We start from the raw sequence: 26,365 nt of genomic DNA, 5'->3' as shown, positions 1-26,365 counted from the left end.
GATGCGCGGGCCTCATAATATCTGGCGTCTGATCCGCACAGGCGCCACGTTAGAGCGCACAGGCGCGATGAACTTTGTGCTGGATGCGTTTGAAGCCCCCAAAGCCGTGCGCCTTGTTGCGCGGGCGCTGGCGATTCCCTTTAAACCGCTGGGCTACAAAGGCGACCCAAACTTGGAGCCTGCGGCCCGTGCGCTGACAGCACTGGGTCCCGCTTATATCAAATTCGGTCAAATCCTCTCAACCCGCCCTGACGTGGTGGGAGATGAGATGGCGCAGCAATTGCGCATTTTGCAAGATCAACTGCCCGCCTTTCCCCTAGAGGTCGCCAAGGCCGAAGTGGAGAAAGAGCTGGGGCAGCCGATTGACACGATGTTCTCTGAATTCAGCGCTCCTGTTGCTGCTGCCTCGATTGCGCAGGTGCACCACGCACGGTTGAACAGCACTGGCGAAGAAGTTGCCGTCAAAGTCCTGCGTCCCGGTATTGAAAAAGCGTTCCGCAAAGATGTGGATGCCTTCTATCTTGCAGCGCGGATGGTTGAGCTGTTCTCACCAGGATCGCGTCGTTTACGCCCGATGGATGTCATTGAGCATTTCGATGGAGTTGTGCGCGGCGAGTTGGACTTGCGGCTCGAATCTTCTGCCGCGTCCGAATATGCGGCGAATACAAAAGATGACGCAGGGTTTGAACTGCCCGATATCAAATGGGATTACTCCGCCCGCCGCGTCATGACGCTGGGTTGGGCCGAGGGCGTGCCCATGGGGGATAATGCTGCCATTGATGCCGCAGGTCATGACCGTGTTGAGTTGTCCGAGCGCATCCTCGCCCTCTTCTTGCAACATGCCCTGCGTGACGGTTTTTTCCATGGCGATATGCACCAAGGCAACCTGAAAGTCGCGGCCAACGGCAACATCATCGCGCTTGATTTCGGGATCATGGGCCATATTGATGAATACACCCGCCGTGTTTACGCCGAGATCCTTTTTGGCTTTATCCGCAAAGATTACAAACGCATTGCCGAGGTTCATTTTGAAGCGGGGTATGTCCCTGCCGATAAAGATGTCGATGAATTTGCCCGCGCCTTGCGCGCCGTGGGTGAACCGATCTTTGGCATGGATGCAGACCGCATCTCAATGGCGCGTCTTTTGGCCTATCTGTTTGAGGTAACAGAGCGTTTCGGCATGGAAACACGGACCGAACTGATCTTGCTTCAGCGTACAATGGTTGTGGTGGAAGGTGTGGCGCGTTCATTGAACCCGCATATGAACATCTGGCAAGTTGCCGCACCGATTGTGACGGATTATGTGACCAGATCAATTGGCCCCAAAGCTGTCTTGGACGATCTAACAAAAACTGCGCGGGTGCTGTCGCGCTTTGGTCCTCGCCTGCCTGCTTTGGTGGAGGCTGCATTGATCCGCCAAGCCGTTCCGCTAGAGCCAACAAAGAAACCTTACAAACGCTATCTTGTGCTGGCTGCTGCGCTGGGCGCTGGGGCTGCGACAGGGATTATCGCACTGGTTAATGCGCTGACCTGAAAATACCCATATTGTGGATAGGGCGGGGAATAATCCCCCGCCCAGATTTCAACTTACAGGCGCTCGATTGCCAATGCGATGCCTTGGCCCCCACCGATACACATGGTGATCAAAGCGCGTTTGCCCTGAATGCGCTCCAGCTCATACAGGGCTTTGACAGTGATCAATGCCCCAGTTGCGCCTACCGGATGGCCCAGTGCAATCGCCCCGCCGTTGGGGTTTACACGCGCTGGATCAAATCCAAGCGCCTTGCTTACTGCCAATGCCTGAGAAGCAAAGGCTTCGTTGCTTTCGATCACATCGAAGTCCCCAGCGGTCAGGCCGGTCTTTTCAAACAGCTTTGTCACTGCTGGAATAGGGCCGATCCCCATAACTTCGGGGCGCACACCCGCATGGGCATAGCCGATAATCCGCGCCAGTGGGCGCAGCCCAGCAGAAGCCGCAGCAGAAGCGCGCGCCAGAACAACCGCCGCCGCCCCGTCATTGATGCCAGATGCATTGCCCGCCGTAACAGAACCGTCTTTTTGAAACACGGGGCGCAAACCAGCCAACTTTTCAAGGGACGTCGCTTTGGGATGTTCATCGACCTCAAAAGTAGACTCTGTACGGCCCTTACGGACGTCAACGGGTACAATCTGGCTGCTGAAATGCCCTGCTGCAATCGCCGCCTCAGCACGTTCTTGCGACAACATCGCAAAGGCGTCTTGCTGTTCGCGCGTGATGTCATGTTCACCCGCAACATTTTCAGCAGTCACGCCCATATGTCCTGTGCCAAAGGGGCAGTTCAACGTGCCCAACAACATATCCAGAGAGGCGACATCGCCCATCTTCTGGCCCCAGCGGGCAGCTGGCAGGATGTAGGGCGCGCGGCTCATGTTTTCTGCACCACCGGCCAATGCGAAATCCGCATCGCCCAGCATCAGAGACTGTACCGAAGACACGATCGCCTGCACACCAGAGCCACACAAGCGGTTCACATTCATCGCAGGTACTTCGTCGGGCACACCTGCTTCCATCGCGGCAACGCGGCTGAGGTACATATCACGTGGTTCGGTGTTGATAACATTGCCGAACACCACATGTCCGATCTGGCCGCCCTCAACGCCCGCCCGCTTTAGCGCTTCGCGGGCAACAGTCGCACCCAGCGTCGTTGTAGGCGTACCCGCCAATGCGCCACCAAAAGTACCAATGGCCGTGCGCGCGCCGCCCAAAATTACGATATCGTCAGACATGATCTACTCCCAAAATTATGAGGCTAGATTAGAGTGACGGGCAGCAAATGGAAGACACAACGTTACGGCAAAGTAGGGTTAACCTTGGCGCGTTATCTCCGTCCGCCCTTGATCGGTTAATGCCCAGCACTCCCGCCCCTCAAAAACCGCGACTGCCAGTGGCTTGCCATAGCCTGCCCCCGCATCAAGGTTGACGCGATTGCCATAATGGGTGGCCTCTTTCACAGGGGTATGCCCATGCACGATCAGCTTGCCATGATCACGTGTGTCTTGATGAAACTCTTTGCGAATCCACAGCAAATCTTGCTCGACCTGATCAGACAAAGCCACACCAGGACGAATGCCTGCATGGGCAAAAAACAGATCATCTGTCTCGTGGCACAGCACAAGGTTATTGAGGAAATCGACATGGGATTGGGGGACAGCGGCCAAGGCCAGCGCATGGGCATCAAGCTGGCGATCCGTTTCCTTCACATGCACGCCGTAGGAGGCCAGCGTCGTATCCCCGCCAACGCGCTCATGCAGCCAATACATATAGATAGGCAGGTAGGCGTCATGTTTGGGGTAATCTTGCAAGAACCAGCTGAACATCCGGTCATGGTTGCCTTTGATGCAATGCCACGACTTGCCTGCCGCTTTGCCCTCAATCAGCGTATCGATCACGGCAGCGGTTGCCGCGCCACGATCAGGGTAATCCCCCAAAAAGACGATCTCGGCATCAGGGCCACCATCTGCTTTGATCAGAGATAAAACGCGCAGCAATTCGTCGTGCTGGCCGTGAATGTCGCCGATGGCGTAAATGGGGTTTGTCATGCTCTCTCCAATGCAAAAGGCGCGACCCTGCAAGAGCCGCGCCTTAGTGGTGCCGTCTGGATACGCTTATGCGACGTCGAATTCCAGCAGCTTGATCTGGTTGAACAGACCCGTGTCGCGCAATGCCTTAACAACAGGCGCTGGCACAGGTTCGTCAACATACAGCAGGGCGATGGCCTCGCCCTTCACGCTGGCACGGCCAAGAGTAAAGTTAGCAATGTTCACGCCGCCTTCGCCCAATGTCGCACCCAGCGTACCAATGATGCCCGGAACGTCGTTGTTGGTGGTGTAGAGCATGTGGCTGCCCACTTCGGCGTCGATGGTGATGCCTTTGATCTGGATGAACCGTGGTTTGCCATCAGAAAATACCGTACCCGCAATAGAGCGTTCGCGTTTCTCTGTCACAACAGTCACTTTAACATAACCGTCAAACGCGCCGGATTTGTCCTGATTTGTAGTGGAAATCTGAATGCCTTTTTCCTTGGCAACAACGGGAGCAGAAACCATGTTCACGTCAGGGTTGGCACGCTTCATGATGCCCGCGATCACACCACAGTTCAGCGCGTCGATGTTCATCTCGGAGACCACACCATCATAGAGGATGTTGATCGCCTTAATCGGCTCATCTGTCAGCTGACCAATGAACGCACCCAGATGCCCCGCCAGCTTGAGCCATGGGCCCATAACCTGCGCTTCTTCGGCTGTGACGGAGGGCATGTTCAACGCGTTGCTGACCGCGCCTGTCAGCAGATAGTCAGACATCTGTTCAGCAACTTGCAGTGCTACGTTTTCTTGTGCTTCGGTGGTCGCCGCACCAAGGTGCGGGGTACAGACAACGTTTGGCAGGTTGAACAGCGGGTTCTCTGTGGCCGGTTCTTCTTTGAACACATCAAAGGCAGCGCCAGCAACATGGCCGGATTTCAACAGATCGGCCAATGCTTCTTCGTCAACCAGACCGCCACGGGCACAGTTGATAATCCGTACGCCCTTTTTGGTTTTCTCTAGGTTTTCACGGCTCAAGATGTTCGCTGTTTGCTCAGTGAAAGGGACGTGCAGAGTGATGAAATCAGCGCGCTTGAGCAGCTCATCCAGTTCAACCCGCTCAACACCCATTTTTGCAGCTTTTTCTTCGCCCAAGAAGGGGTCAAACGCCACGACTTTCATTTTCAAACCACGGGCACGGTCGCACACGATGCCACCGATATTCCCTGCGCCAATCACGCCCAATGTTTTGCCTGTCAGCTCAACACCCATAAATTTGGACTTTTCCCATTTGCCCGCATGTGTAGATGCTGAGGCTTCGGGAATCTGGCGTGCCACGGCAAACATCATCGCAATGGCGTGTTCGGCAGTGGTGATCATATTGCCAAAAGGCGTGTTCATGACAATCACACCTTTTTTCGATGCGGCGTCTTTGTCGATGTTATCGGTGCCGATCCCGGCGCGGCCAATGACCTTGAGGTTGGTGGCAGCCGCGATGATTTTCTCGGTCGCTTTGGTGGCGGAACGGATGGCAAGGCCATCATAGTTGCCGATGATTTCAAGCAGCTTGTCTTTGTCTTTGCCCAACGTTGGCTGGAAATCCACGTCAATGCCGCGGTCTTTGAAAATTTGAACAGCGGCTTCGCTGAGGCTGTCGGAAATGAGTACTTTAGGCGCCATGAGTGCGATCCTTTGAATATAAATATGAGGGTGCGACGGCCCCAACGGGAGCCCGAAAGAGGACTACGCGCGTTAGGGCCGTTAAGAATTTATGCGTTGAGTTCGGCGTTGAACGCGTAGTCGAGCCACGGCAGCATCGCTTCGATGTCTGACGTTTCAACCGTTGCACCACACCAAATGCGCAGGCCTGCGGGCGCGTCACGGTAGGCACCAATATCCAGCGCAACGTTTTCATCCGCCAGCCGTTTTGCAACGGCCTTGGCAAATGCAGCACCATCGGTGATCCGCTCATCTGTGAACTTGAGGCAAACCGACGTATTTGAACGTGTCGCTGGATCAACCGCAAGGAAATCAATCCAGTCATGCGCGTCAACAAAGGCGTTGATTGCGGCGGTGTTGGCATCTGCACGGGCGATCATGCCTTTCAGGCCGCCCACAGATTTCGCCCATTCCAGCGCCAACAAATAGTCTTCGACACAAAGCATGGAAGGCGTGTTGATGGTTTCGCCTTTGAAGATACCATCGATCAGCTTGCCACCTTTGGTCAGGCGGAAGATTTTTGGCAGAGGCCATGCAGGTGTATAGTTTTCCAAACGCTCAACTGCGCGGGGCGACAGGATCAACATGCCGTGGGCCGCTTCGCCGCCCAGAACCTTTTGCCAGCTGAACGTTGTGACGTCCAAGCGGTCCCATGGCAGGTCCATGGCGAAAGCAGCAGATGTCGCATCACACAACGTCAGACCAGCACGGTCTGCGGGAATGTCAAAGGATGCGGGCACACGTACACCGGATGTTGTACCATTATAGGTAAAGCAAACATCGTTATCAAAGTTCACGCCATCCAGATCGACGATCTCGCCGTAGGCGGCTTTCTTCTCTGTTGCGTCAATTTTTAGCTGCTTCAGCGCATCTGTAACCCAGCCAGAGCCGAAGCTTTCCCATGCGAGCATTTCAACATGACGTTCGCCCAGCAGGTTCCACATGGCCATTTCATAGGCACCCGTATCAGAGGCAGGCACAATGGCGATTTTGTAATCGGCAGGCACGCCGAGAATCTCGCGCGTGGTTTCGATCGCTGCCAGCAGCTTGGCTTTGCCAGGTGCGGCGCGATGGCTGCGGCCCAAAGGCGCGTCAGACAGTTTTGCCAGATCAAATGTAGGGGGTTTGGCGCAAGGGCCAGAAGAAAAACGCGGATTCGTTGGTCGCGTTGTCGGTTGTGTAATAGCCATTTATGCTATCCTCTCAGATAATCGCCCTTCGTTGGGGAAGGGTGTCCCACCTATGGCTTTACGGCCCAATCGCATCTGGCACAAGCGGGGATTTGGGGCTAAACCGCCGCCCTATACGCTTTTTGCGACGCCCTCTGACGCTGATCGGAAACTTTGATATGTTTACTGCTGTTCTTCTCGCTGCGCCGATGGCGCGTAATCTGGAACCTGCACTGGTGGAATCGCTGCGCAATGCATGGGGCGGCGGTGATGCGCTTTGGCTTTCTCCTGATGAAGCGGCAGAATTTTCGCTGACCGTGATGCCAGAGAACCTCTGGGAGGTCTGGGAAAGCTGTCAGGCGATGGGCATTGATCTGGTAACCGTAGAGACAAATAACCGCCGCAAAAAGATGTTGCTGGCGGATATGGACAGCACGATGATCCAGCAAGAATGCATTGACGAGCTGGCAGATGAGGCAGGTGTCGGGGCGCGTGTGAAAGACATCACGGCGCGTGCCATGAACGGCGAGCTGGATTTTGACGGTGCGCTACGCGAACGCGTTGGCCTACTGGCTGGCCTCCCCGAGAGCGTCATCACCAAAGTACTGGCCGAACGGATCACGATGATGCCGGGCGGTCATGTTTTACTGGCGACGATGAAAGCACAGGGTGCTTATGCGGCGCTGGTGTCAGGCGGATTCGCCGCCTTCACTGCCAGCGTGGCGGCAGAACTGGGATTTGACGAAAACCGTGCCAACACGCTGTTGGTCGCCGAGGGTCAACTGACAGGGAAAGTTGGCATGCCTATTTTGGGCAAGCAGGCCAAAGTTGACGCGCTGGAGGAAATTACAGCGCGGTTGGGCATTGCTGACACAGACGTGATTGCCGTGGGCGATGGCGCAAATGATTTGGGGATGCTGACGCGTGCCGGATTAGGCGTGGCACTCCATGCAAAACCCAGCGTCGCGGCGCAGTGTAATGTGCGGATCAACTTTGGTGATCTGACGTCGCTGCTCTATGTCCAAGGGTATTCAAAAACTGATTTTGTCGGGTGAAGCATGCGGGGGCGCATAGCCGCCCCCACAATCGCTTACGCCAGCAAGCCCTCTGCGGGCTTCAAAATACCCGTTGTCAGCCCATCCCAATTGGTGATCGGCGCGTTCATCCGTTTGAGCGCGGCTGGATGGTTGGCATCCAGCAAATCCAAACGCACCAAAAGCGCGGTGATCGCCGCCTCAGCTGCACGGGTGGTGCCACAGGCAGCTTTGAGGGCGATTCCAATGCCGCGCTCAGGCACGATGGCAATAAAGAACCCTTCGGCGCCTGTCTTTAGGGTAACTTTGCCCTCACAAGCACGCATCAATTCGGTACAGGCGCGGCCTTCGCCTGCGACCAGCTCAGGATGCAAACGCATCGCCTGATGCAAACGCGCTTCGGCGCTGCCTTCTGGTGCGGCCGCATAATGTGCCATGGCACGGGCGATGCCGTGTAGCGTGGCGGCATAGTTCGGGGCAGAACAGCCGTCGATGCCAAAGCCCGGGCTGGTTTCTTGCGTTACCTCTTCGAACGCCTCAAGGCAGGCGCGCTGAACAGGGTGATCAGGCTTAACATAGTCAGGTCCAGCGCCAAGATGACGGGTGAGCGTCAGAAACCCAGCGTGTTTGCCTGAACAATTATTATGAATGCGGCAAGGCGATTCGTGGGCACGGATCTGCGCCTCTTTCACCGTACGGTCGCGCGATTCCTCCGGGCCGCAGCGGAAGGCATCATCCGTTAAACCCAACCCTTCAATCCAAGCGCCAACATTATCCACATGGATTTGCGCCCCCTGATGCGATGCGCAAGACAGCGCCAGTTGTTTCGTCGTCAGGCCAAAAGCGTCGGCTGCACCCGAACGAACCAAGGGCAACGCCTGTATCATCTTGGACGAACTGCGCGCCAAAACAACACGGCTAGGGTCACCCCATGCCTCCATAATCTGACCAGTGGAATCACAGATTACAGCATGGCCAGAATGGACGCTTTCCAGAAACGGGCCACGCCAGATTTCGGCAAAGGGGGCGGGATCGGTCATAGTTAGTTCCTTTTCGCAGATTTATGGGCGAAAACCTGCCAATGCGGGGTTTCACCACTCGCGTATTTCGCGTTATGGTGTTTGTTGTCGATTAGAATGCAAACCAAAGCAATAGAATGGCCCAAATTAAAGCGGCAGAAGCTAGGTTATGTAGTAGGTATTGAGGCAACGAGACGGCTGGAGAGTTGAGAAGATGGCATTTTTAAAAACAGGTGTGGCGGCGGCCGTGATGGCAGGCCTGATCGCAACAGGGGCACTGGCGCAAAGCCAAAGCACCAACCGCGTAGCGGCACAAACTGACTGGAGCGTCTTTGTTGAGGACAACCCGACCGAATGTTGGGGCGTATCCACGCCAAAGCAATCCGTAAATTCGCGCGATGGGCGCGTTGTTGCTGTGAACCGTGGTCAAACCCTGTTGATGGTGTTCTATCGCCCCAGCGCGGGCGCCAGCGGGCAGGTTGCATTTACGGGCGGTTATCCTTTCGCTGGCGGTTCGACCGTGAAGCTGGATATCGGCGGCACGACATTTGAATTATTCACCGAAGGTGAGTGGGCATGGCCCGCAAGCCCTGCGGATGACACCAAGATCATCGCTGCAATGAAGCGCGGCGCAGATGCCAAGCTGACCGGCCGTTCAGGCCGTGGTACACAAACTGACGATACGTTCTCGCTGTTGGGCTTTACCGCAGCAGTAGAAGATGCGGCCAAACGCTGCGGCGGCTGAACCAACGCGGATTTCGCCAAGCGGCCCTGCCTTTACGGGCGGGGCTGTTTTCATTTGGCGGGTCTTTCAACTATAGACGACGCAACCCTTGATAGGAATCGCTCCCATGTCTGCACCGATCACACAAGATGTTCACACCATACCGCGCAAAATGCCGGAGGGGCCGAAGAACCTTGTCGGCATGACACGTGAAGGGATGCGCGATGCATTGATTGCGATTGGCACGCCTGAAAAGCAAGCCAAGATGCGTGTGGGGCAAATTTGGCAGTGGATTTACAACTGGGGTGTGCGCGACTTTGACGCGATGACCAACCTTAGCAAAGACTTCCGCGCACAGTTGGCCGAGCATTTTGTCGTCGAAGTGCCCGAGGTTGTTACCAAGCAGGTAAGCACCGACGGCACACGCAAATACCTTGTGCGTATCGCGGGCGGGCATGAAGTTGAGGTGGTCTATATCCCCGAGGCGGATCGCGGAACGCTGTGTGTTAGCTCTCAGGTCGGGTGCACACTGACCTGTTCGTTCTGTCACACAGGCACACAAAAGCTGGTTCGCAACCTCACCGCTGGTGAGATCATCGGACAAGTCATGGTGGCCCGTGACGATCTGGACGAATGGCCAAAATCCGGTACACGCACCTATGAAGCGCGCCTGCTGTCCAACATCGTTCTGATGGGCATGGGCGAACCTCTTTATAACTTTGAGAATGTGCGCGATGCGATGAAAATCGCGATGGACCCAGAAGGCATTCAACTGTCACGTCGCCGGATTACCCTATCTACGTCAGGTGTTGTGCCAGAGATCGCACGCACCGCCGCCGAGATCGGCTGCCAGTTGGCCGTATCCTTCCACGCCACCACAGATGAGGTGCGCGATACGCTGGTGCCGATCAATAAGAAATGGAACATCGAAGCACTGCTGGATGCCCTGCGCGAATACCCCAAAGTGAGCAACTCGGAGCGGATTACCTTTGAATATGTCATGCTTCACGGCATCAATGACAGCGACGAAGATGCACACCGCTTGATGAAGTTGATTGAAGGCATCCCTGCCAAGATTAACCTGATCCCATTCAACGAATGGCCCGGCGCACCATATAAACGCTCTTCCAACAACCGCATTCGTGCGTTTTCGGATATCGTTCACAAGGCTGGATACGCTTCGCCAGTACGCAAACCACGCGGCGAAGATATCATGGCGGCCTGTGGCCAGCTCAAGTCAGAAACCGAACGCGCGCGCAAATCGCGCCGTCAGATCGAAGCAGAAGCGGGCGTCGCGAGCGAATAACCAAGCAACACTCGTTTTTTATTCTGGTTCCCCATATCTACTTAAACGATGGATGCAGTGATTGCCTTAAAGGCATCGCGCCCTTCCCTCACTGAGGGCACCACTTCAATCTTGAGGTGTTGGAAAGTCACCACCTCGACACAATCGCAGCGAAATCCTGCCATAACAACAGAACAATATGCTTCCTGAGAACTGCTAATCAGGAGTGAAGCAATGTCTAAGATCATTAATCAAGATTCGTTGGTCACCGCCGATGTGATGCAACTTGTGTCCCACGAACGGGAAGTCGCGCTGTCTACACGCGAATGGAAACACCGCCTCAAGGGCTATGGTTATTCCATCCGCGATACCGAAGACGGCAAACACGTGCTAGAGACGTTGCCCCACCACGTGGCCCTTTGTGAACTGCCTTGCGAAATGTTCAGCTGATCAGCGCCCGGGGACATCGCTGCGCGCCGTGGCATCGCCCCAGTTTTCAATCAGCTCCATCGCCTCGTCAGCGGTTTCGACAAATCGGAACAAATCTAGATCCTCGGCAGAAATAGTACCTGCTTCGGAAAGTGCGTCCCAGTTGATGATCCCTTCCCAAAAAGCGCGGCCAAACAGTAAGAACGGCACACGCTCCATACGACCGGTCTGAATCAGCGTCAGCGCCTCAAACGTCTCATCCAAGGTGCCAAAGCCGCCCGGGAAGACGCAGATTGCTTTTGCACGCATGAGGAAGTGCATTTTTCTGATCGCGAAATAGTGGAAGTTAAAGCACAATTCCGGCGTGACGTATTCATTTGGCGCCTGCTCAAATGGCAAAACGATATTCAAACCGATTGAAACACCATCGGCATCTATCGCACCACGATTGCCTGCTTCCATCACCCCCGGCCCGCCGCCCGTAACAATAACATTCTCACGGCCATCGCTTTGTTTGGATTTAAGCGTCATCAGCCGCGCAAACTCACGTGCCTCATCATAGAAACGTGACAGATCGGCCAGCGTTTTTGTCCGTGCAGTGTCTTTGTTTTCCGGTGCAGGAATACGCGCCCCGCCAAATAGGACAATTGTGGAATCCACGCCATATTCATCCAACATCATTTGCGGCTTAAGCAACTCTAGCTGAAGGCGTACGGGCCGTAATTCATCCCGGCACAAGAAGTCGAAGTCATTGAACGCTAGCTTATAAGCTGGCGCTTGGGTTTGAGGTGTAACGGGTACTTCATCGGCAGCAGTACGATCTGTTCCAGCGTCGCGAAGTGGGTGTTGGTTCTTTTTACTCATCATATCCTCGGAAAGCCTAAAATTTGGCTCATCATGCATGGGAATCAGTTGAATGACTATGTGGAACGATAAGAATATTAAAGCGTAGCAGCCGGTCTATATGACAAAATAGCAAACCGACCGAAACGCGCCCCCAGAATGTCTCTGGTTTGGGACATTCTCTGCCCTGATGACCCTACGTGGAGTCTTTTATGGGTAGGTGTCAACTAGCTTCAGAAAATGCGTGGCATACCGAACCTGCCAGCTCAAAGGAGCAAGCCCACAATGCCTATTTACAAAACTACTGGATAAGCTGCTCAGTTTCAGAATAAGCGCTGTTGATGTGACCTTCTACTTACCCTCCCTGCAAGAGGGTGAGCGCAATAGCGTTGGGAGAATAGCTGGCATTAAACAGGGAGATTTGTTCACGCACGACATATTTTGTGATCAGATATTGAACAACTTCTGGATCTTTAAAAATGGTCAAATCGTCCGATCCAAATTCCTTTTTTGCGCGCGCCTTGAACACCCCCAATTGCTGATCTAGGTCAATTTGACCAAAAGATGCAGGCAGGTTGAAGGCCTTTTCAAACAATTCCCTCAATGGGGCCTCAGACATCAATGTAAACCATTTGGCATCATTGGACATGTCACTCTCTGCTAGTCCCCCCATCTCCCGCTCAGCATATAGAGCAAATCGCATCGCTTCGCTCTTTTCACCCGCGGCAATTTCAAATTCGATTTGTTTAAAACGATCCGTGATGGCACGCGCGAATGTTGCCTCCCCTACTTTAAGCTGCTCACTTGGGCCGAAACCAAAAGCCTGTGACATTTCCGCATATCGAGGGTCAGAAAACCTGTTTGCCAAAGCATCATCGCTTGTTGTTCCCTCTTCTAAAATTTTTCGAATGAAAAAACTGCTGTTTATATCGTCGTGCAGGCCAAATGCACCTAACGCAACCGTCAGCAGCCGACGGTCACTCACCAATTCCTCTGCCGTCTCAATGTTCCCGATGTTCTCACGAAAGTAATCGGAATCCCTTTGAATATGGGCATTTTGGGTAAACGCTTTAAACTGACTATCATAAGTTTCTTGCAGAAACCGCCAACCGCCAAGGCCACTGATGGGGACAATTGGTTGAAACATCAGTTTGGCCGCACGGCCAACAGCCGCTCCTCACGTGGAAGAAGGGCGCGTAACGCTTTTAGTGTTCGGTAGTGCTGTTTTTCTATAACAGCCTGACTCGCATCTGCCAGCAGCTGGCGACTGTCAGAATCTGTAAACACCTGACTTAGCTCTTCGATTTGCCGTAGCAGCGAAAGATGCGATTTCTCCACGTCCTTATCGCCTGAAAGCACCAATTGCACAGCGAACAGTGTTCGACGGACCGGCGTTTTCACATCTTCAGGGTGGATAGCATCCCGCAGCCGCAGAATTTTCGCATCCGGTGTCATAATCGCAAGGCGACTTCTTCGGTCTCCGTTTTCGATAACCGCACCGTTGATCAGGACCCGCTCTTTCGGAGCCAGCTTCAAGACGAGACCGCTCATATCGGCTTCCAATCTATTTCAGACCGCGTAAAATTGCGGTGTTAATTTCAACAAGCGGCGCGGCCGATGCTTCACGACGGATAACCTTACGCGAGTGATGTTCCGTGAATTCAGCAAGATAAATCAAACGTGCGCGAAGATCGTCAGGCAACAAGTTCCCAGTATCGATCACATCTAACGCCAGTTTTCGCCAAAGCGTTCTGTTCTCATGCATCGCATTGATCAACTTGACAAAATCTCTTGCATCTATCGCTGATCTTAACCGCGAGGTAATACCCGCGATGACATCATATTCCGCTTTTCGTGCTGATTTCAGCGGCGCTGAGGTGGGCGCATAGCCACGATGGGCAAGTGTTGTTGCGTTCACTGGTATCCCTACTCTTCATTGGGTGTACCAGGGGCGGATATCAACCCGCCCCTGGCTTTTTCAAACCCCAAATCTTAGCGGAAGAGAGATAGGATGGTCTGCGGTGCCTGGTTGGCAATTGACAGTGCTTGAACACCAAGCTGCTGCTGTGTTTGCAGCGCCTGAAGTTTCGCAGAAGCCGCTTCCATATCGGCGTCAACTAGAGAACCGATACCCGTGACCATTGCATCGGACAGTTTCCCAATGAAATTGCCTTGATCGCCAATCTGCTTTGCGCTCGCACCGAGTGCAGCTGCACCAGTGATTGCTGTGGTCAACATAGCCTCGATTTCAACAAGGACATCGTTGGCATCAGCCGCGGTTATGGTTGTCATCCCAGCAAGATCGAGATTTCCTTCGAAGTCCAACCCCGCCACATCAATCGTCTTGGCTGTAGGCGCAGCAGCACCGACACGATCCAGCGCAGACACAACTGTCAACTGTGTACCGCCATTGCCGTCTACATTTGAGGCCAGCAAATTGACGCCGTTAAATTGAGATCCTTCAATGACCGCTGTGATCTGGTCACGTTTGGCTTGAAGGTCGATCTCGATTTGTGCGTGGTCGGAAGTTTCACTTCGACCTGCTACGGCTAGAGCTTTCATCTCTTTCAAGGTTTCGACAATTTTCTCTGCACCCACAGATGCAACACCAACTGTAGATTCGCCCACAGCAAGAGAGTCAGCAACGGCATCGAACCCTGCAACGTCAGACTCCATGACCTTGGAAATGGCCCAGATTGCGGAGTTGTCTTTTGCGGAGTTGATGTCTTTACCGGTGGAAATCGCATTTTGCGTATTTGCCAGATTGCCGTTGATGGATTTCAGGGTTTGCAGTGCAACCATTGCACTGCTGTTTGTAAGAATGCTCGACATTGAAGCATGTTCCTTTCAAGTCGGCGCTTTGCGCCAGATAACGTCCGCACGATTGTGGGACAGGAATGCCATTCTGACCGTTACATTACCCCCTAAGAGGCAGTGTGCCATCCGTGATCGGATGCACCCTCACCATGCCTCTTTAACACTTACAAAAATCTTAACGCCCATACATTCTGTGAAGCGTATTTGAATCAACTGGCACAACTTTCGACAATTTTGGTTGCAGTAATCTTTTGGCTGACAACGGGCGCTATGCGCCGAATCGTGGCACTTTCCTCATGCCCGCTTTTCGACTTTTGACCTAGATGAGGCCGCCACATTTTGTTTACGTCCCTGTGCGTCATAGATGTCCAACGCGACGCGAACCTGTCGTAATGCGGCAAGCCTTGTTGCGACTGCACGGATCCCGTCAAGCGCAGACCCTAACAACACCTGATTTCTTTGCAATCGCATCTCAAGCGGCAGAATTTTTTCCCTATTGGCCCCAAAATCAGACAAAAACGTCTCCACCAATTCCTCCTTGAGTGGCAGTAACGCTCCCAACCCTTCCAAGTCTCCCGCTAACAAAAGGGCCCGTTCTTGTTCCAACAGTTCTTCCAGTCTGGACACATCTACATCTTCAAGCGTCATATTCGTGCTCCTTCATTGCGTCAAAAAGCGATTGTGCAAGGCCAATACCGCCCCCTTGGACGATCAGGCTGGCTTGCTCTTGCACCAAAAACGAACTGAACTGATCTTCTCCCGTTCCCCCTCCAAATCCCTCTCTGCTTTGCCCGAGGCCCCCCGATTTCAACATTTCTGCAAGAAATGCCGCTTCGAGGTTACGGGCGGCGTCCATCAATTTCGCGTCGCGCGATAGGTTTGATTGCACCGACGTGGGGGGCGCATTGGAAGTTAGAATCATCAGAAACACTCCTTAAATTACGTGGAATTTCCTGAACATGGACGCAAAGCGGTAAAGAATTAGTAAGGAAAAAGAAGCATAGTTCTGAGTGCTCGAGGCAGAAACCCGAAAGGCGTCAAATGAATATCAACCTAGCACAAGCCAAAAATCCAGCGCCTACCCCTCTGGCCCCAAGTGTTCCCTCACGAACTCCAACAGCTTCTTCAGAAACCACTGATGCTGACCATACGGATTTCGCTAAGATAGTCTCTGCGCTTACCGCTGTGCCTATGCAAAACCATAATGCGGAAGACGCAACAAAGGATAATTCCGTCTTTGAAGACACTAAAGGCACCGACAAAAATGGCGAACCACCCTCATCTCAACCTGACACAGATGAGGAGAAAACCAAACATCGGTTTGAAAATGATGTAATTCCCTTGACCGAGGATCCAGTACTGTCAGGTACAAAAAGCACACGAACGGCCGGCCAAAGCGCATCCCTGCCATATGACGTAATCTGGCGCCCAACAGAGCATCCTTCTGAAGGTACGGGGGGGGCAGAACGCCCGTCTCCTATCACAAACCCCGCTCGTGGAGCTGATAGCAAAGCCATTGCATCTGGACCCCTCCTTCATCACGCCCAAAATTATGTGCATGATGGGCCTACAAGGGCGCGCATCTCCAATGAAGCTAAACAAGAAGATAGCGGACCTGTTAACACGTCGATGCGAGGGTTAGGCAATTCACCTGATACCCTTCTAAAAACTCATGACATGGTGCCTATCGCTCCGACCGCTCTGGATGAGAAAGATTTGGGGAACCAAAAACCAAAGGCAGGACACACAGGTGCTGAATTCACGTCCCTTTTGACGAAACCTTCACGTGAGCTGCTTCCTTTGGAAAGCAGTCAGCAAGTCATGCGAAACCCACAACAGTCAAAAGTCACACCAGACGTGCTCACCACCCCCACGGCTCAGGCATCTGCCATCAGTCAAGGCCAACCGCGCCCTAATGATGGCACTGGTAAGCTAGCAAACTTGGAATTTGCCCCCCCCCCCAGAGCGCAGCACACACGCCACAACAGGTATCGCATAAACCTTCTGAGACAGTAACGAAAGTAACTGCAATCGATCTCGAAAAACCTGCTTCGATCGGATCTCTGATTTCAGTCAAGTCGAACCCGAAACTCTTTGGCCAAACAGAAGCCAAACCAATAGAAACACCGTTTGATCATGCTGCCCTGACAACGAAACCTTCGAGTGGTCACAGCATCAATGATGATGCTGTGCATGCGACACAAGCAAAACCAACGCCCCCTCAAATTTTAGCTGGCATGGCGACGGAAATGATTTTCACCGCAGATCCGCCCAATTCTCTAACTGCAGCAACCGAAATTTCAGATCAGTTCCACTGGGATACAACCCGCCCCGTTTCGGCCCAACATGCCAACTCAACAATACCCCAGCGCGCAGATTTGGCCCCGCACATCGCACGGCAATTGTTAGAAGTAATTCCTCAAGCTGGTCAGCGTCCGGTTGAAATTGCACTCTCTCCTGCCGAGTTGGGGCGGGTTCGAATGTCTGTCGCGGCTGAAGATGGTAAAGTCGCGATCAACATTTTAGCCGAGCGACCCGATACCCTCGACTTGATGCGCCGCCATATTGATCAACTGGCGCAGACCTTCCGCGGGATGGGATACGATCAGGTCTCATTCTCTTTTGGTCAGGGGGCAGCAAACGGTGATCAATCAGGCCATGCGAACGGCGATGACAAACCCGACCAACACGTGGGGAGCAAAAGCGGCAATACTGCTTCATCCACAGATATTAACATCATTGATCTTGATCAGGTGCCTGCCACCGGGATCGACATTCGATTGTAAGGAACCATCATGATTTCTCCGACCACAACCTCCTCAAACATGACCAACGCAACCACCCCGTCCCCTCAGGCGGAAGCAGTGTTATCGTCTGATTTTGAGACATTTATCAAAATGCTTACAACTCAAGCGAAATACCAAGACCCGCTTGAGCCCTTGGACAGCTCGGAATATGCGGCGCAGTTGGCGCAGTTTTCCATGGTTGAACAACAAGTGCTATCCAATGATCTACTTACTGCACTGACAAATCAACTTGGCAGCAGCACAATGGGTCAAATGGCCGGATGGATCGGTATGGAAGGACGCACAACAGCGCCCGTGCTGTTTGACGGCGCCCCTCTTACGTTGCTTCCCGAACCACCCATAGGGGCGCAGAAAATGGAGCTCGTCGTCTACAATGATCAAGGTAACGAAGTAGATCGTGGCGCCTTACCTGTTTCAAGTGATCCGGTGCTTTGGGCGGGGGTGCAACAAAACGGAACCCCGTTGCCTGCTGGCCTCTACCGATTTGAAACCGAAGCGACCGGAGCAAACGAAAGCACCTTGGCAGCCACCTCAGTAAGCACCTATGCACGGATCGTAGAGGTACAAAATATTGGCGCCCAAGCGCAGGTGATTTTTGTAGGTGGATCTGAGGCACCTGCGGCCAGTGTCACAGCGTTACGCGAAGCGAGCTAGCGATCAGCGATCTTATAGGCTGCATATGCCAATGGAATCATCGCCCGACGCCATCGCCCTAACTCGAAACGGCGCAAAGGCGTACTCATTGCATTGGGGTAGGACATTTCAGGCACCTTACCCTGTACCAACTGGGCCAGGATAGCGCCGCTATAACTGCCCATCGCCACACCATTCCCATGATAGCAAAGCCCTGCCCAAAGCCCTGAATGATCTGGTACAGCCCCAACAAAAGGAAGCCTATCCCGAGCAAGACACACCATGCCAGACCAACTGTGATCCGACTCGACCTTTCGCCACGCTGGGAACATTGCGTCAAAATCGGCACGTACTCTGGAAGACGCAGCAGCCTCAGCTTTGGCGCCGGTAAACACGCCGCCGCGCATCCCGAACAAAAATCGGCGATCCGGCATCAAGCGAAAATAATGCAGCAGATTACGGGTGTCATAGGCCATTTGATCCGTTGTCCAGCCCGCCGCAGCCAGTTCATCATCGCTCAATGGGCGGGTCACAATCACATTTGATTGACTTGGCAGGTAGCGCCCCGCCAACCAATCCGGAATATCCTCCGAGGAATAGCCATTGGTCGCGAGGATCACACGATCAGCCCGCAATTGATGGCCGTTAATCCGCAACGCCCATCCATCCACTCGCGAAGTGAGTTCCGTCACAGCAGATTGTTCAAAAATCTTAGCGCCTGCCGCCTCGGCAGCCTTCGCCAACCCACACAGGTATTTACGCGGGTTCAAGCCAAAACCCGCATTAATCGTCAATCCGCCATGAAAGGGGCCAGCCATACCCAATTCCGCGAGGTCACCAGCGCTATGCAACTGGTGCGACACGCCATAATTTTCATCAAGGGTGGCTGCATGTTTGGCAAGTGCTCCCATAGTTTTGGCATGATGAGCAAGCGACGTTTCACCAGCAGAATGGCGATCAACCTCAATGCTGTAATTTTGAATGATCCCCTCAACCAGTTGGATTGCGGCCAGTTCAGTACGTCGAAACGCAACCCGACCTTCGAGGCCAAAACGCTGATCAAGGATTAAATCGCTGGCCATGCTACCACCGAGGCAGCAAAATCCGCCATTGCGACCCGAGGCCCCCCAGCCGATGCGCTGCGCATCTAGAACAGTGACGCTGACGCCCGCACGCGCCAAATGCAGCGCAGCAGAAAGACCCGTAAACCCTGCTCCTATGATCGCAACATCTGTGCGCTGGCTGTGATCCAGCGGAGGGCGCTTGATATCTTGATGGCTGTCGTCCCACCAACATTTTTCGCGCGGACCATCACCGTAGGCGTAGTCATCAAACAGCCGCTTCACGCAGCGCGCTCTGCCGCTTGTGCGTCTTTTTGCGCATTGAGAGATTTACGTTTGGACACCAAAGACGCCGTGATGACACCAATTGTTACGATCCCAATCATCATCGTGGATAGGGCGTTAATTTCGGGTGAAACCCCAAGGCGCACGGAACTCCAGATTTTGATCGGCAAGGTGGTCGAGGATGGGCCAGACACAAAAGACGCGATTACCAGATCATCCAGGCTGAGCGTGAAGGCCAGCAGCCAGCCAGAGATCACAGCAGGCGCGATGATTGGCAAGGTCACCAGACGGAATGCATCAAACCGATTGCACCCCAAATCAAGCGCTGCCTCTTCTAGCGAGCGGTCAAAGCTGACCAGCCGCGAGGACACCACAACCGATACATAACACATGGCAAATGTCGTGTGGGCCAGCACAATTGTCAGCACACCGCGGTCCATCCCGATGCCGATAAACAACAACAGCAACGACAGCCCCGTGATGACTTCGGGCATCACCAGCGGCGCATAGATCATGCCCGAAAACAACGTCCGCCCAAAGAACCTGCCGCCATTAACCAGCACATAGGCCGCCATTGTGCCCAAAACTGTGGCCAAGGCGGAGGACATGACAGCAACTTTGATCGTCACCAAAGCCGCATCAAGGAAGGCCTCATCGCGTAGCAATTCGCCGTACCATTTTGTTGAAAATCCCGCCCAAACCGTGACGAGCTTGGAAGAGTTAAAGCTGTAGATCACCAACAGAATCATCGGCAGGTAGAGGAAGGCAAACCCGAGGGTCAACGACGTGATGTTAAATGGGCTTAGACGTTTCATCCCTCTGCCTCCGCCTGCTTTTGTTGGTTACGTTGAAACAGCACGATGGGGATGATCAAGATCAGCAGCAAGATCACAGCAACGGCACTGGCAACGGGCCAATCACGATTGTTAAAGAACTCTTCAAACAACACTTTGCCGATCATCAGCGTCCCAGAGCCCCCCAGCAGTGAGGGAATCACAAATTCGCCCAGCGCTGGAATGAACACGAGGAAACACCCCGCGATGATCCCGTTTTTGGACAGCGGAATTGTCACCAACCAAAACGCTGACATCCGCGAGCACCCCAGATCTTCGGCAGCTTCGATCAAACTATCATCCATACGGTCTAGCGCCGCATAAATCGGCAGGATCATAAACGGCAGGTAGGTGTAAACGATGCCTACATAGACAGCGATGTTGGTGTTCAAGATCACCAGCGGCTCAGAAATCACCCCAAGCCAGAGCAGGAATTGGTTAAGCAAGCCTTCATTACTCAGAATACCAATCAACGCATAAACGCGGATCAGGAAAGAGGTCCAGAATGGCAAAATCACCAATAGCATCAGCGTTGCGCGCCATTCTTCAGGGGCACGGGCCATACCGTAGGCCATAGGATAGCCCACCAGCAGCGTAAAGAAGGTAGAGAAAAACGCAATTTTAAGACTGCTCAGATAGGCTTTGTAATAGAGGTCGTCCGTGGTCAGAAACACAAAATTCTCAAAGTCCAACCCTTGCAGCAACGCGCCGAACCCGTCTTTCATGGTCGGCGCGTAGGGCGGAATCGCCAGCGCCGCGTCAGAAAGCGAAATTTTAAACACAATCAGAAAGGGGATCAGGAATAGCACAGCCAGCCAGCCGTACGGCACCGCAATCATTGCAAACCTACGCATCAGATTTTCTCCCTAAATAGGGTAAATATTCTAAACCACTCACATTCATTCCGCCAAAAGAACCCCTGCCGTCGCGTTCCAGCGAATCCAGACAGGGTCTTCCCACGTGATGTTACGGCGTGACAGGCGGCGGGTGTTTGCGGTTTGCGCTTTGATGATCTGCCCCCCCGGCAATTCGACGTGATAGGTACTAAGGTTCCCCAAATAGGCGATGTCTAACACCTTGCCCTGCACGGCATTTTCAGCCTCCTCAGGCTTTTCCTTGGTGATCGAAATCTTTTCTGGACGGATGGCCAGATGGCACTCCTGACCATCGCTAAACGGGCGCTCGGATGTGGCCAAAATCGGGGCTTGGTTGACGCCCCAATCGACATAGTATTTGCTTTCGCCTGCCGCTTTGGCCGTGCCTGTGATGATGTTCACATCACCGATAAAATCCGCCACATAAACGCTATTTGGCCCTTCATAGATACCACCAGGGGTCGCGACCTGAATGATGCGGCCCTCGTCCATCACCGCAACGCGAGAAGCGACAGTCATCGCTTCTTCTTGGTCATGGGTCACAATCACAAAAGTTGTACCCGTGGTCTCCTGAATATCCATCAGTTCAAACTGCGTATCCTGACGCAGTTTTTTATCCAATGCGCCCAAGGGTTCATCCAGCAGCAACAGTTTCGGACCTTTGGCAAGGCTGCGGGCAAGGGCCACACGCTGGCGCTGGCCGCCGGAAATTTGATGTGGTTTGCGGCGGGCGAATTTCTCCAGTCGCACCAGTTTCAGCATCTCGGCCACGCGGGCGTCGATCTTGTCTTTGGGCAGTTTGTCGCGCTTTAGGCCAAAGGCAATGTTGTCATAAATACTCAGATGCGGGAACAACGCGTAGGACTGGAACATCATGTTCACGGCCCGTTGGTTTGGCGGCACGTCTGCAATATTCTGACCTGCCAGTTCGATTGTGCCCTCGGTGACGCTCTCAAATCCCGCAAGCATCCGCATCATAGTGGTTTTGCCACAGCCCGACGGGCCCAGAAGGGCAAAAAATTCGCGGGTGTAAATATCCAGCGTCAGATCATCGATCGCAACAAAATCGCCGAACTTTTTGGTGACGTTCTTGAAGCGGATCAGTGGCTTTTCATCCGGATCATTCCAAGGTGAAAACTCTTTATCCCATGTGTCTGTTGATGGTTTCGCCACAAGATCGCCCCGCAAAAATAGATAGAAGAACAGGCAGGGCCTAAGTGGCCCCACCAAAAGGTAAATTCGGGCTTATATGCCTGATTTAATCTTTGTCCATGTACGCGTGATCACGCGCTGCACTTTTGGGGCCGGAGGTGATGTTGTGAACAGGTTGTTCAACGTTGCCTCATCCGGATAGATCGCTGGATCACCGATCACGTCCTCGATCAAGAACTCCTGAGACGCCTTGTTGCCATTAGCGTAGTTAACGTAGTTCGACGCCGCCGCCATGTTTTGAGCATCCATGATGAAGTTCAAAAACTTGTGCGCGCCATCCACGTTTGGTGCATCAATCGGAATTGCCATTTGGTCAAACCACATCTGCGCACCTTCTTTGGCAGCATGGAATGCAATTTCCACACCATTTTCGGCTTCTGCAGCACGGTCGCGCGCTTGCAAAATATCACCGGACCAACCAACAGCCACACAGATATCACCGTTCGCCAGCGCTTGGATATATTCAGAGCTGTGGAATTTCTGGATGTACGGGCGGATCGCCAGCATCACTTCCTCTGCTTTTTCAATATCCTCAAGCTCATGACTATCCGGGTTCAAGCCAAGGTACTTCATCGCCATCGGCAGCATCTCGGCGGGCGCGTCGAGGAAGTAAACACCGCAACCGGCCAGCTTGGCCATATTGTCGGGGTTCATCACCAGTTCCAGTGAATCAATCGGCGCGTCATCGCCCAGCGCTTCTTTGACCTTATCAACGTTCACGCCAATGCCCGTTGTGCCCCACATATAGTTGATGGAGTAGGCGTTTTCAGGGTCATATTGAACTGTACGTTTCTCAACGACGTCCCACATGTTTTTCAGATTTGGCAGTTTTGCGGGGTCCAGTTTTTGGAACGCACCTGCCGTGATCTGGCGCTGCAAGAAGGTGCCGGTAGGCACAACAACATCATAGCCAGAACCACCAGCCAGCATTTTTGTCTCAAGCACTTCGTTGCTATCAAACACGTCATAGATCAGTTTGATACCGGTCTCTTCTTGAAATTTCTCCAACAACTCTTCGTCAATATAGTCGGACCAGTTATAAACGCGGACTTCTTCAGCAAGCGCCGAGGTTGTCAAAAGAGCCGCAGCAGCGGTGCCAGTCAAAAGTGTCTTGATCATGTTGATACTCCGTGAAGGGAACCGGACTTGCGCCGGCATTAGCAGGAAGGTGATCAAATTTCATGCGTCTTGCCAAGGTAATTCAACAAGCCGCCTTCTGTTTCATCACATTTTTGCTGAATCTTAAGCCCCTTTAAGAGAGGTTTGATACTGTTTCATTGACCGCAGAGTAATTTGATCATATTTTGAGCGCAGCCACCCCAAACCCGATAGGTACCCTTTATGACCGTTATCTCGAACCACCTTCCAACAGCCGAACTGCAAGCGCTTGACGCGGCTCATCACATGCACCCGTTCACAACCAACAATGAACTGGCCGAGCGCGGCGCCCGCGTGATCACCAGCGGCAAAGGCGTTTATCTGCGCGACAGCGAAGGTAACGAGATTCTGGATGCGATGGCAGGTCTGTGGTGTGTGAACCTCGGCTATGGTCGCGAAGAACTGGTGAAAGTCGCTGCGCGTCAAATGCAGGAACTGCCGTTCTACAACACGTTCTTTAATACCACCCACACCCCTGCAATCGCCTTGGCGGCAGAACTGGCCAAGCTGGCACCCGAAGGATTGAACCACGTGTTCTTCGCGGGCTCAGGCTCGGAATCCAATGACACAAACCTGCGAATGGTACGCGTTTACTGGGCTGAAAAGGGCCAGCCTGAAAAATCACATATCATCAGCCGCAAAAACGCCTATCACGGCTCTTCTGTTGGTTCTGGGTCACTTGGCGGCATGGCGTATATGCACGCGCAGGGCGGTTTGCCGATCCCGGGCATCCATCACATCGGCCAGCCTGATTGGTGGGCCGAGGGCGGCGATCAGACACCAGAAGAATTCGGCCTTGCCCGTGCGCAAGAGCTGGAAGCCAAGATCCTTGAACTGGGCGCTGATAAAGTCGCTGCTTTTATCGCAGAACCAATCCAAGGTGCAGGCGGCGTAATCATCCCCCCCAGCACTTACTGGCCTGAAATCCAACGCATCTGTGACAAATACAACGTGCTGATCATCGCGGATGAAGTGATCTGCGGCTTTGGTCGTACAGGCAATTGGTTCGGCTCGACCACCATGGGGATCAAACCGCATATCATGACAATCGCCAAAGGCCTCAGCTCGGGCTATATGCCCATCGGCGGTTCGATTGTCTGTGACGAGATTGCAGAAGTCATCAACGCAATCGAGTTTAACCACGGATATACCTATTCAGGTCATCCCGTTTGTGCGGCTGTGGCGCTGGAAAACCTGCGCATCATGCAGGATGAAAACGTCTTGGATCACGTGAATAATGTCGCGGGTCCGGCGCTGAATGCTGCGCTGACACAGCTGGGCGATCACCCGTTGGTTGGTGGCGTGAATGTCAAAGGCATGATGGCATCCCTGCCCCTGACGCCGAACAAAGCGACTCGTGCCAAGTTCGCCATGGATGCCGGAACTGTGGGCTTTATGTGCCGCGAACGGTGCTTTGCTAATAATTTAGTCATGCGCCATGTCGGCGACCGGATGATCATTTCTCCACCGCTAACCATCACTGCAGACGAGGTTGAAATCTTCCACAAGCGCGCAAAAACGGCGCTGGACGAAACCTATAAGGCCTTGAAAGACGGTGATATGTTGACCGCTGCGTCCTAAAATCAGGAATGGGGCGCAAGACATTTGCGCCCCCACCACCCCTACCACAGTCATTTGAACTGTAATTCAGCACAATTCAGACGATCCTCCCTGAATCTGCGCAATCCTCCAAAAAACGGCTTTATCCAGTTGCAAACCGATGCTGGCATGCGTTTACTTCGTCCCAACATAAAAAAATAAAGTCCACGGGGAGCCAGAATTTTGGCCGATACAATGAACAACGACGCTTTTGTCGAATTTGAACGCGTGCAAAAAAGCTATGATGGCGAAAACCTTGTCGTCAAAGATCTCAACCTCAGCCTGCCAAAAGGCGAGTTTCTGACAATGCTTGGGCCATCAGGGTCGGGCAAGACGACCTGCCTGATGATGTTGGCGGGATTTGAGACAGCGACTTACGGAGATATCCGTCTGGACGGTGTTTCGATCAACAACATCCCGCCGCACAAACGCGGCATTGGCATGGTGTTCCAGAACTACGCCTTGTTCCCCCATATGACCGTAGCCGAAAACCTGTCCTTCCCGCTGGAAGTCCGCAAGATGGGCAAATCCAAACGTGAAGAAAAAATCATCCGCGCATTGGATATGGTCCAGATGGGTGATTTTGCAGGGCGTCGTCCTGCGCAGCTCTCTGGTGGTCAACAACAGCGCATCGCGCTGGCCCGCGCATTGGTATTTGAACCCGAGCTGGTTCTGATGGATGAGCCGCTGGGCGCGCTGGATAAACAGCTGCGCGAAACCTTGCAGTTTGAAATCACCAAACTGGCACATGATCTGGGCATTACCACAGTTTACGTGACCCACGACCAAACCGAAGCCCTGACCATGTCTGACCGCGTGGCCGTGTTTGACGATGGTCGCATTCAACAATTGGCCCCGCCAGACAAACTGTATGAAGAACCTGAAAACAGCTTTGTTGCGCAGTTCATTGGCGAAAATAATACCCTTGAGGGTGTGGTCAAAGAAATCAAAGGCGACGTGGCGCTGGTGCAACTGGACAGCGGCGAAGTCATTCAGGCCAAGCCGATTAACGTCACCCAAGCAGGCGAGCGCACCCGCGTGTCTATCCGCCCCGAGCGTGTCGAATATAATGAAGAGCGCATGCAAGACGGCGCCTTTACCCTCAAAGCCGAAGTGCTGGAATTCATCTATATGGGTGACATCTTCCGCACACGGCTGCGTGTTGCTGGCCGCGATGATTTTGTTATCAAAACCCGCAACGCCCCCGATCAGGCTCGCCTGATCCCCGGTAGCCAGATCAAAATCGGCTGGCTACCCGAAGATTGCCGTGCGCTGGACGCCTGACGTCCTTCGCCCGTGCCA

At 53.4% G+C, this 26,365-nt stretch carries 27 protein-coding genes; 10 read left to right on the top strand and 17 right to left on the bottom strand.

From position 1 onward, the window contains the following. Position 1 precedes the first annotated feature (1 nt). Positions 2–1,534 (top strand): 2-polyprenylphenol 6-hydroxylase, encoded by a 1,533-nt coding sequence (gene ubiB, locus GGR95_RS09110; protein WP_184565015.1) that lies wholly within the window; start codon positions 2–4, stop codon positions 1,532–1,534. Positions 1,535–1,587: 53 nt separating this feature from the next. On the opposite strand, the gene GGR95_RS09105 is transcribed toward ubiB, so the two are convergent. The 4 genes from GGR95_RS09105 to GGR95_RS09090 form a co-directional block, all read right to left on the bottom strand. Further along, on the bottom strand, positions 1,588–2,766 hold the full coding sequence (locus GGR95_RS09105; RefSeq protein WP_184565013.1) for an acetyl-CoA C-acyltransferase family protein: 1,179 nt from the start codon (positions 2,764–2,766) through the stop codon (positions 1,588–1,590). 78 nt (positions 2,767–2,844) lie between these two features. Beyond that, a complete protein-coding gene (locus GGR95_RS09100; RefSeq protein ID WP_184565007.1) occupies positions 2,845–3,579 on the bottom strand; it encodes a metallophosphoesterase family protein in 735 nt (244 codons plus the stop codon). Positions 3,580–3,645: 66 nt separating this feature from the next. Then, on the bottom strand, positions 3,646–5,241 hold the full coding sequence (gene serA, locus GGR95_RS09095) for a phosphoglycerate dehydrogenase (RefSeq protein ID WP_184565006.1): 1,596 nt from the start codon (positions 5,239–5,241) through the stop codon (positions 3,646–3,648). 89 nt (positions 5,242–5,330) lie between these two features. After that, entirely contained in the window at positions 5,331–6,470 is a 1,140-nt protein-coding gene (locus GGR95_RS09090; protein ID WP_184565005.1) for a phosphoserine transaminase, read from the bottom strand. Between the two features lie 158 nt (positions 6,471–6,628). Between GGR95_RS09090 and serB the strand changes: the two genes are divergently transcribed. Beyond that, positions 6,629–7,504 carry a phosphoserine phosphatase SerB gene (gene serB / locus GGR95_RS09085; protein WP_184565004.1) on the top strand — a complete coding sequence of 292 codons (876 nt, stop codon included), beginning with the start codon at positions 6,629–6,631 and terminating at the stop codon, positions 7,502–7,504. Between the two features lie 35 nt (positions 7,505–7,539). On the opposite strand, the gene GGR95_RS09080 is transcribed toward serB, so the two are convergent. Next, positions 7,540–8,523: an asparaginase gene (locus tag GGR95_RS09080; RefSeq protein WP_184565003.1), complete on the bottom strand. Its 984-nt coding sequence runs from the start codon at positions 8,521–8,523 to the stop codon at positions 7,540–7,542. Positions 8,524–8,716: 193 nt separating this feature from the next. Between GGR95_RS09080 and GGR95_RS09075 the strand changes: the two genes are divergently transcribed. The 3 genes from GGR95_RS09075 to GGR95_RS09065 all read left to right on the top strand — a co-directional run bounded on the left by GGR95_RS09075 (position 8,717) and on the right by GGR95_RS09065 (position 10,961). Next, positions 8,717–9,247 (top strand): invasion associated locus B family protein, encoded by a 531-nt coding sequence (locus tag GGR95_RS09075; RefSeq protein WP_184565002.1) that lies wholly within the window; start codon positions 8,717–8,719, stop codon positions 9,245–9,247. Between the two features lie 106 nt (positions 9,248–9,353). Continuing rightward, complete coding sequence (gene rlmN, locus GGR95_RS09070) at positions 9,354–10,532, top strand: dual-specificity RNA methyltransferase RlmN (RefSeq protein ID WP_184565000.1); 1,179 nt, start codon at positions 9,354–9,356, stop codon at positions 10,530–10,532. A gap of 213 nt (positions 10,533–10,745) precedes the next feature. Further along, complete coding sequence (locus tag GGR95_RS09065) at positions 10,746–10,961, top strand: hypothetical protein (protein WP_184564999.1); 216 nt, start codon at positions 10,746–10,748, stop codon at positions 10,959–10,961. Here GGR95_RS09065 and GGR95_RS09060 read toward each other — a convergent pair whose 3' ends face one another. From GGR95_RS09060 to GGR95_RS09030, 7 genes are all read right to left on the bottom strand, one after another. Further along, on the bottom strand, positions 10,962–11,804 hold the full coding sequence (locus tag GGR95_RS09060; RefSeq protein ID WP_246423339.1) for an LOG family protein: 843 nt from the start codon (positions 11,802–11,804) through the stop codon (positions 10,962–10,964). It lies immediately after the preceding gene. Between the two features lie 334 nt (positions 11,805–12,138). Then, positions 12,139–12,930, bottom strand: coding sequence for a DUF1217 domain-containing protein (locus GGR95_RS09055; RefSeq protein ID WP_184564997.1), 792 nt, complete (start codon positions 12,928–12,930; stop codon positions 12,139–12,141). Then, the gene (gene flbT, locus GGR95_RS09050) at positions 12,930–13,334 is read right to left on the bottom strand and encodes a flagellar biosynthesis repressor FlbT (RefSeq protein ID WP_184564995.1); all 405 of its coding nucleotides are present in this window, start codon (positions 13,332–13,334) and stop codon (positions 12,930–12,932) included. The genes GGR95_RS09055 and flbT overlap by 1 nt, the downstream gene beginning before the upstream one ends. Positions 13,335–13,347: 13 nt before the next feature. Then, the gene (gene flaF, locus GGR95_RS09045; RefSeq protein WP_184564993.1) at positions 13,348–13,701 is read right to left on the bottom strand and encodes a flagellar biosynthesis regulator FlaF; all 354 of its coding nucleotides are present in this window, start codon (positions 13,699–13,701) and stop codon (positions 13,348–13,350) included. Between the two features lie 74 nt (positions 13,702–13,775). Further along, a complete protein-coding gene (locus GGR95_RS09040) occupies positions 13,776–14,615 on the bottom strand; it encodes a flagellin N-terminal helical domain-containing protein (protein ID WP_184564991.1) in 840 nt (279 codons plus the stop codon). Positions 14,616–14,894: 279 nt separating this feature from the next. Next, positions 14,895–15,248, bottom strand: a complete 354-nt coding sequence (locus GGR95_RS09035; RefSeq protein WP_221384795.1) for a hypothetical protein — start codon at positions 15,246–15,248, stop codon at positions 14,895–14,897. Beyond that, the gene (locus GGR95_RS09030; protein ID WP_184564989.1) at positions 15,238–15,522 is read right to left on the bottom strand and encodes a rod-binding protein; all 285 of its coding nucleotides are present in this window, start codon (positions 15,520–15,522) and stop codon (positions 15,238–15,240) included. Before GGR95_RS09030 ends, GGR95_RS09035 begins: the two co-directional genes overlap by 11 nt. A gap of 119 nt (positions 15,523–15,641) precedes the next feature. Between GGR95_RS09030 and GGR95_RS09025 the strand changes: the two genes are divergently transcribed. The 3 genes from GGR95_RS09025 (at position 15,642) to GGR95_RS09015 (ending at position 18,061) form a co-directional block, all read left to right on the top strand. Then, positions 15,642–16,616 (top strand): hypothetical protein, encoded by a 975-nt coding sequence (locus GGR95_RS09025; protein ID WP_184564987.1) that lies wholly within the window; start codon positions 15,642–15,644, stop codon positions 16,614–16,616. A 221-nt stretch (positions 16,617–16,837) separates the two neighbouring features. Beyond that, on the top strand, positions 16,838–17,386 hold the full coding sequence (locus GGR95_RS09020; RefSeq protein ID WP_184564986.1) for a flagellar hook-length control protein FliK: 549 nt from the start codon (positions 16,838–16,840) through the stop codon (positions 17,384–17,386). A 9-nt stretch (positions 17,387–17,395) separates the two neighbouring features. After that, the gene (locus tag GGR95_RS09015; protein WP_184564984.1) at positions 17,396–18,061 is read left to right on the top strand and encodes a flagellar hook capping FlgD N-terminal domain-containing protein; all 666 of its coding nucleotides are present in this window, start codon (positions 17,396–17,398) and stop codon (positions 18,059–18,061) included. Here GGR95_RS09015 and GGR95_RS09010 read toward each other — a convergent pair. From GGR95_RS09010 to GGR95_RS08990, 5 genes are all read right to left on the bottom strand, one after another. Then, a complete protein-coding gene (locus GGR95_RS09010; RefSeq protein WP_184564982.1) occupies positions 18,058–19,386 on the bottom strand; it encodes an FAD-dependent oxidoreductase in 1,329 nt (442 codons plus the stop codon). The genes GGR95_RS09015 and GGR95_RS09010 overlap by 4 nt on opposite strands. Beyond that, positions 19,383–20,201: an ABC transporter permease subunit gene (locus GGR95_RS09005; protein WP_184564980.1), complete on the bottom strand. Its 819-nt coding sequence runs from the start codon at positions 20,199–20,201 to the stop codon at positions 19,383–19,385. Before GGR95_RS09005 ends, GGR95_RS09010 begins: the two co-directional genes overlap by 4 nt. After that, positions 20,198–21,073, bottom strand: coding sequence for an ABC transporter permease subunit (locus GGR95_RS09000; protein WP_184564978.1), 876 nt, complete (start codon positions 21,071–21,073; stop codon positions 20,198–20,200). Before GGR95_RS09000 ends, GGR95_RS09005 begins: the two co-directional genes overlap by 4 nt. A 45-nt stretch (positions 21,074–21,118) precedes the next feature. Beyond that, entirely contained in the window at positions 21,119–22,267 is a 1,149-nt protein-coding gene (locus GGR95_RS08995; RefSeq protein ID WP_184564976.1) for a polyamine ABC transporter ATP-binding protein, read from the bottom strand. A gap of 72 nt (positions 22,268–22,339) precedes the next feature. Further along, the gene (locus GGR95_RS08990; protein WP_184564974.1) at positions 22,340–23,425 is read right to left on the bottom strand and encodes a polyamine ABC transporter substrate-binding protein; all 1,086 of its coding nucleotides are present in this window, start codon (positions 23,423–23,425) and stop codon (positions 22,340–22,342) included. A 222-nt stretch (positions 23,426–23,647) separates the two neighbouring features. Here GGR95_RS08990 and GGR95_RS08985 point away from each other — a divergent pair, with 222 nt between their 5' ends. Further along, positions 23,648–25,045: an aspartate aminotransferase family protein gene (locus GGR95_RS08985; protein ID WP_184564972.1), complete on the top strand. Its 1,398-nt coding sequence runs from the start codon at positions 23,648–23,650 to the stop codon at positions 25,043–25,045. Positions 25,046–25,246: 201 nt separating this feature from the next. Then, positions 25,247–26,347 (top strand): ABC transporter ATP-binding protein, encoded by a 1,101-nt coding sequence (locus GGR95_RS08980; RefSeq protein ID WP_184564970.1) that lies wholly within the window; start codon positions 25,247–25,249, stop codon positions 26,345–26,347. Positions 26,348–26,365: the final 18 nt, after the last annotated feature.

This window comes from Sulfitobacter undariae (genome assembly GCF_014196805.1).
Taxonomy (GTDB): domain Bacteria; phylum Pseudomonadota; class Alphaproteobacteria; order Rhodobacterales; family Rhodobacteraceae; genus Sulfitobacter; species Sulfitobacter undariae.
This window is presented reverse-complemented; position numbering and strand designations above follow the sequence as displayed.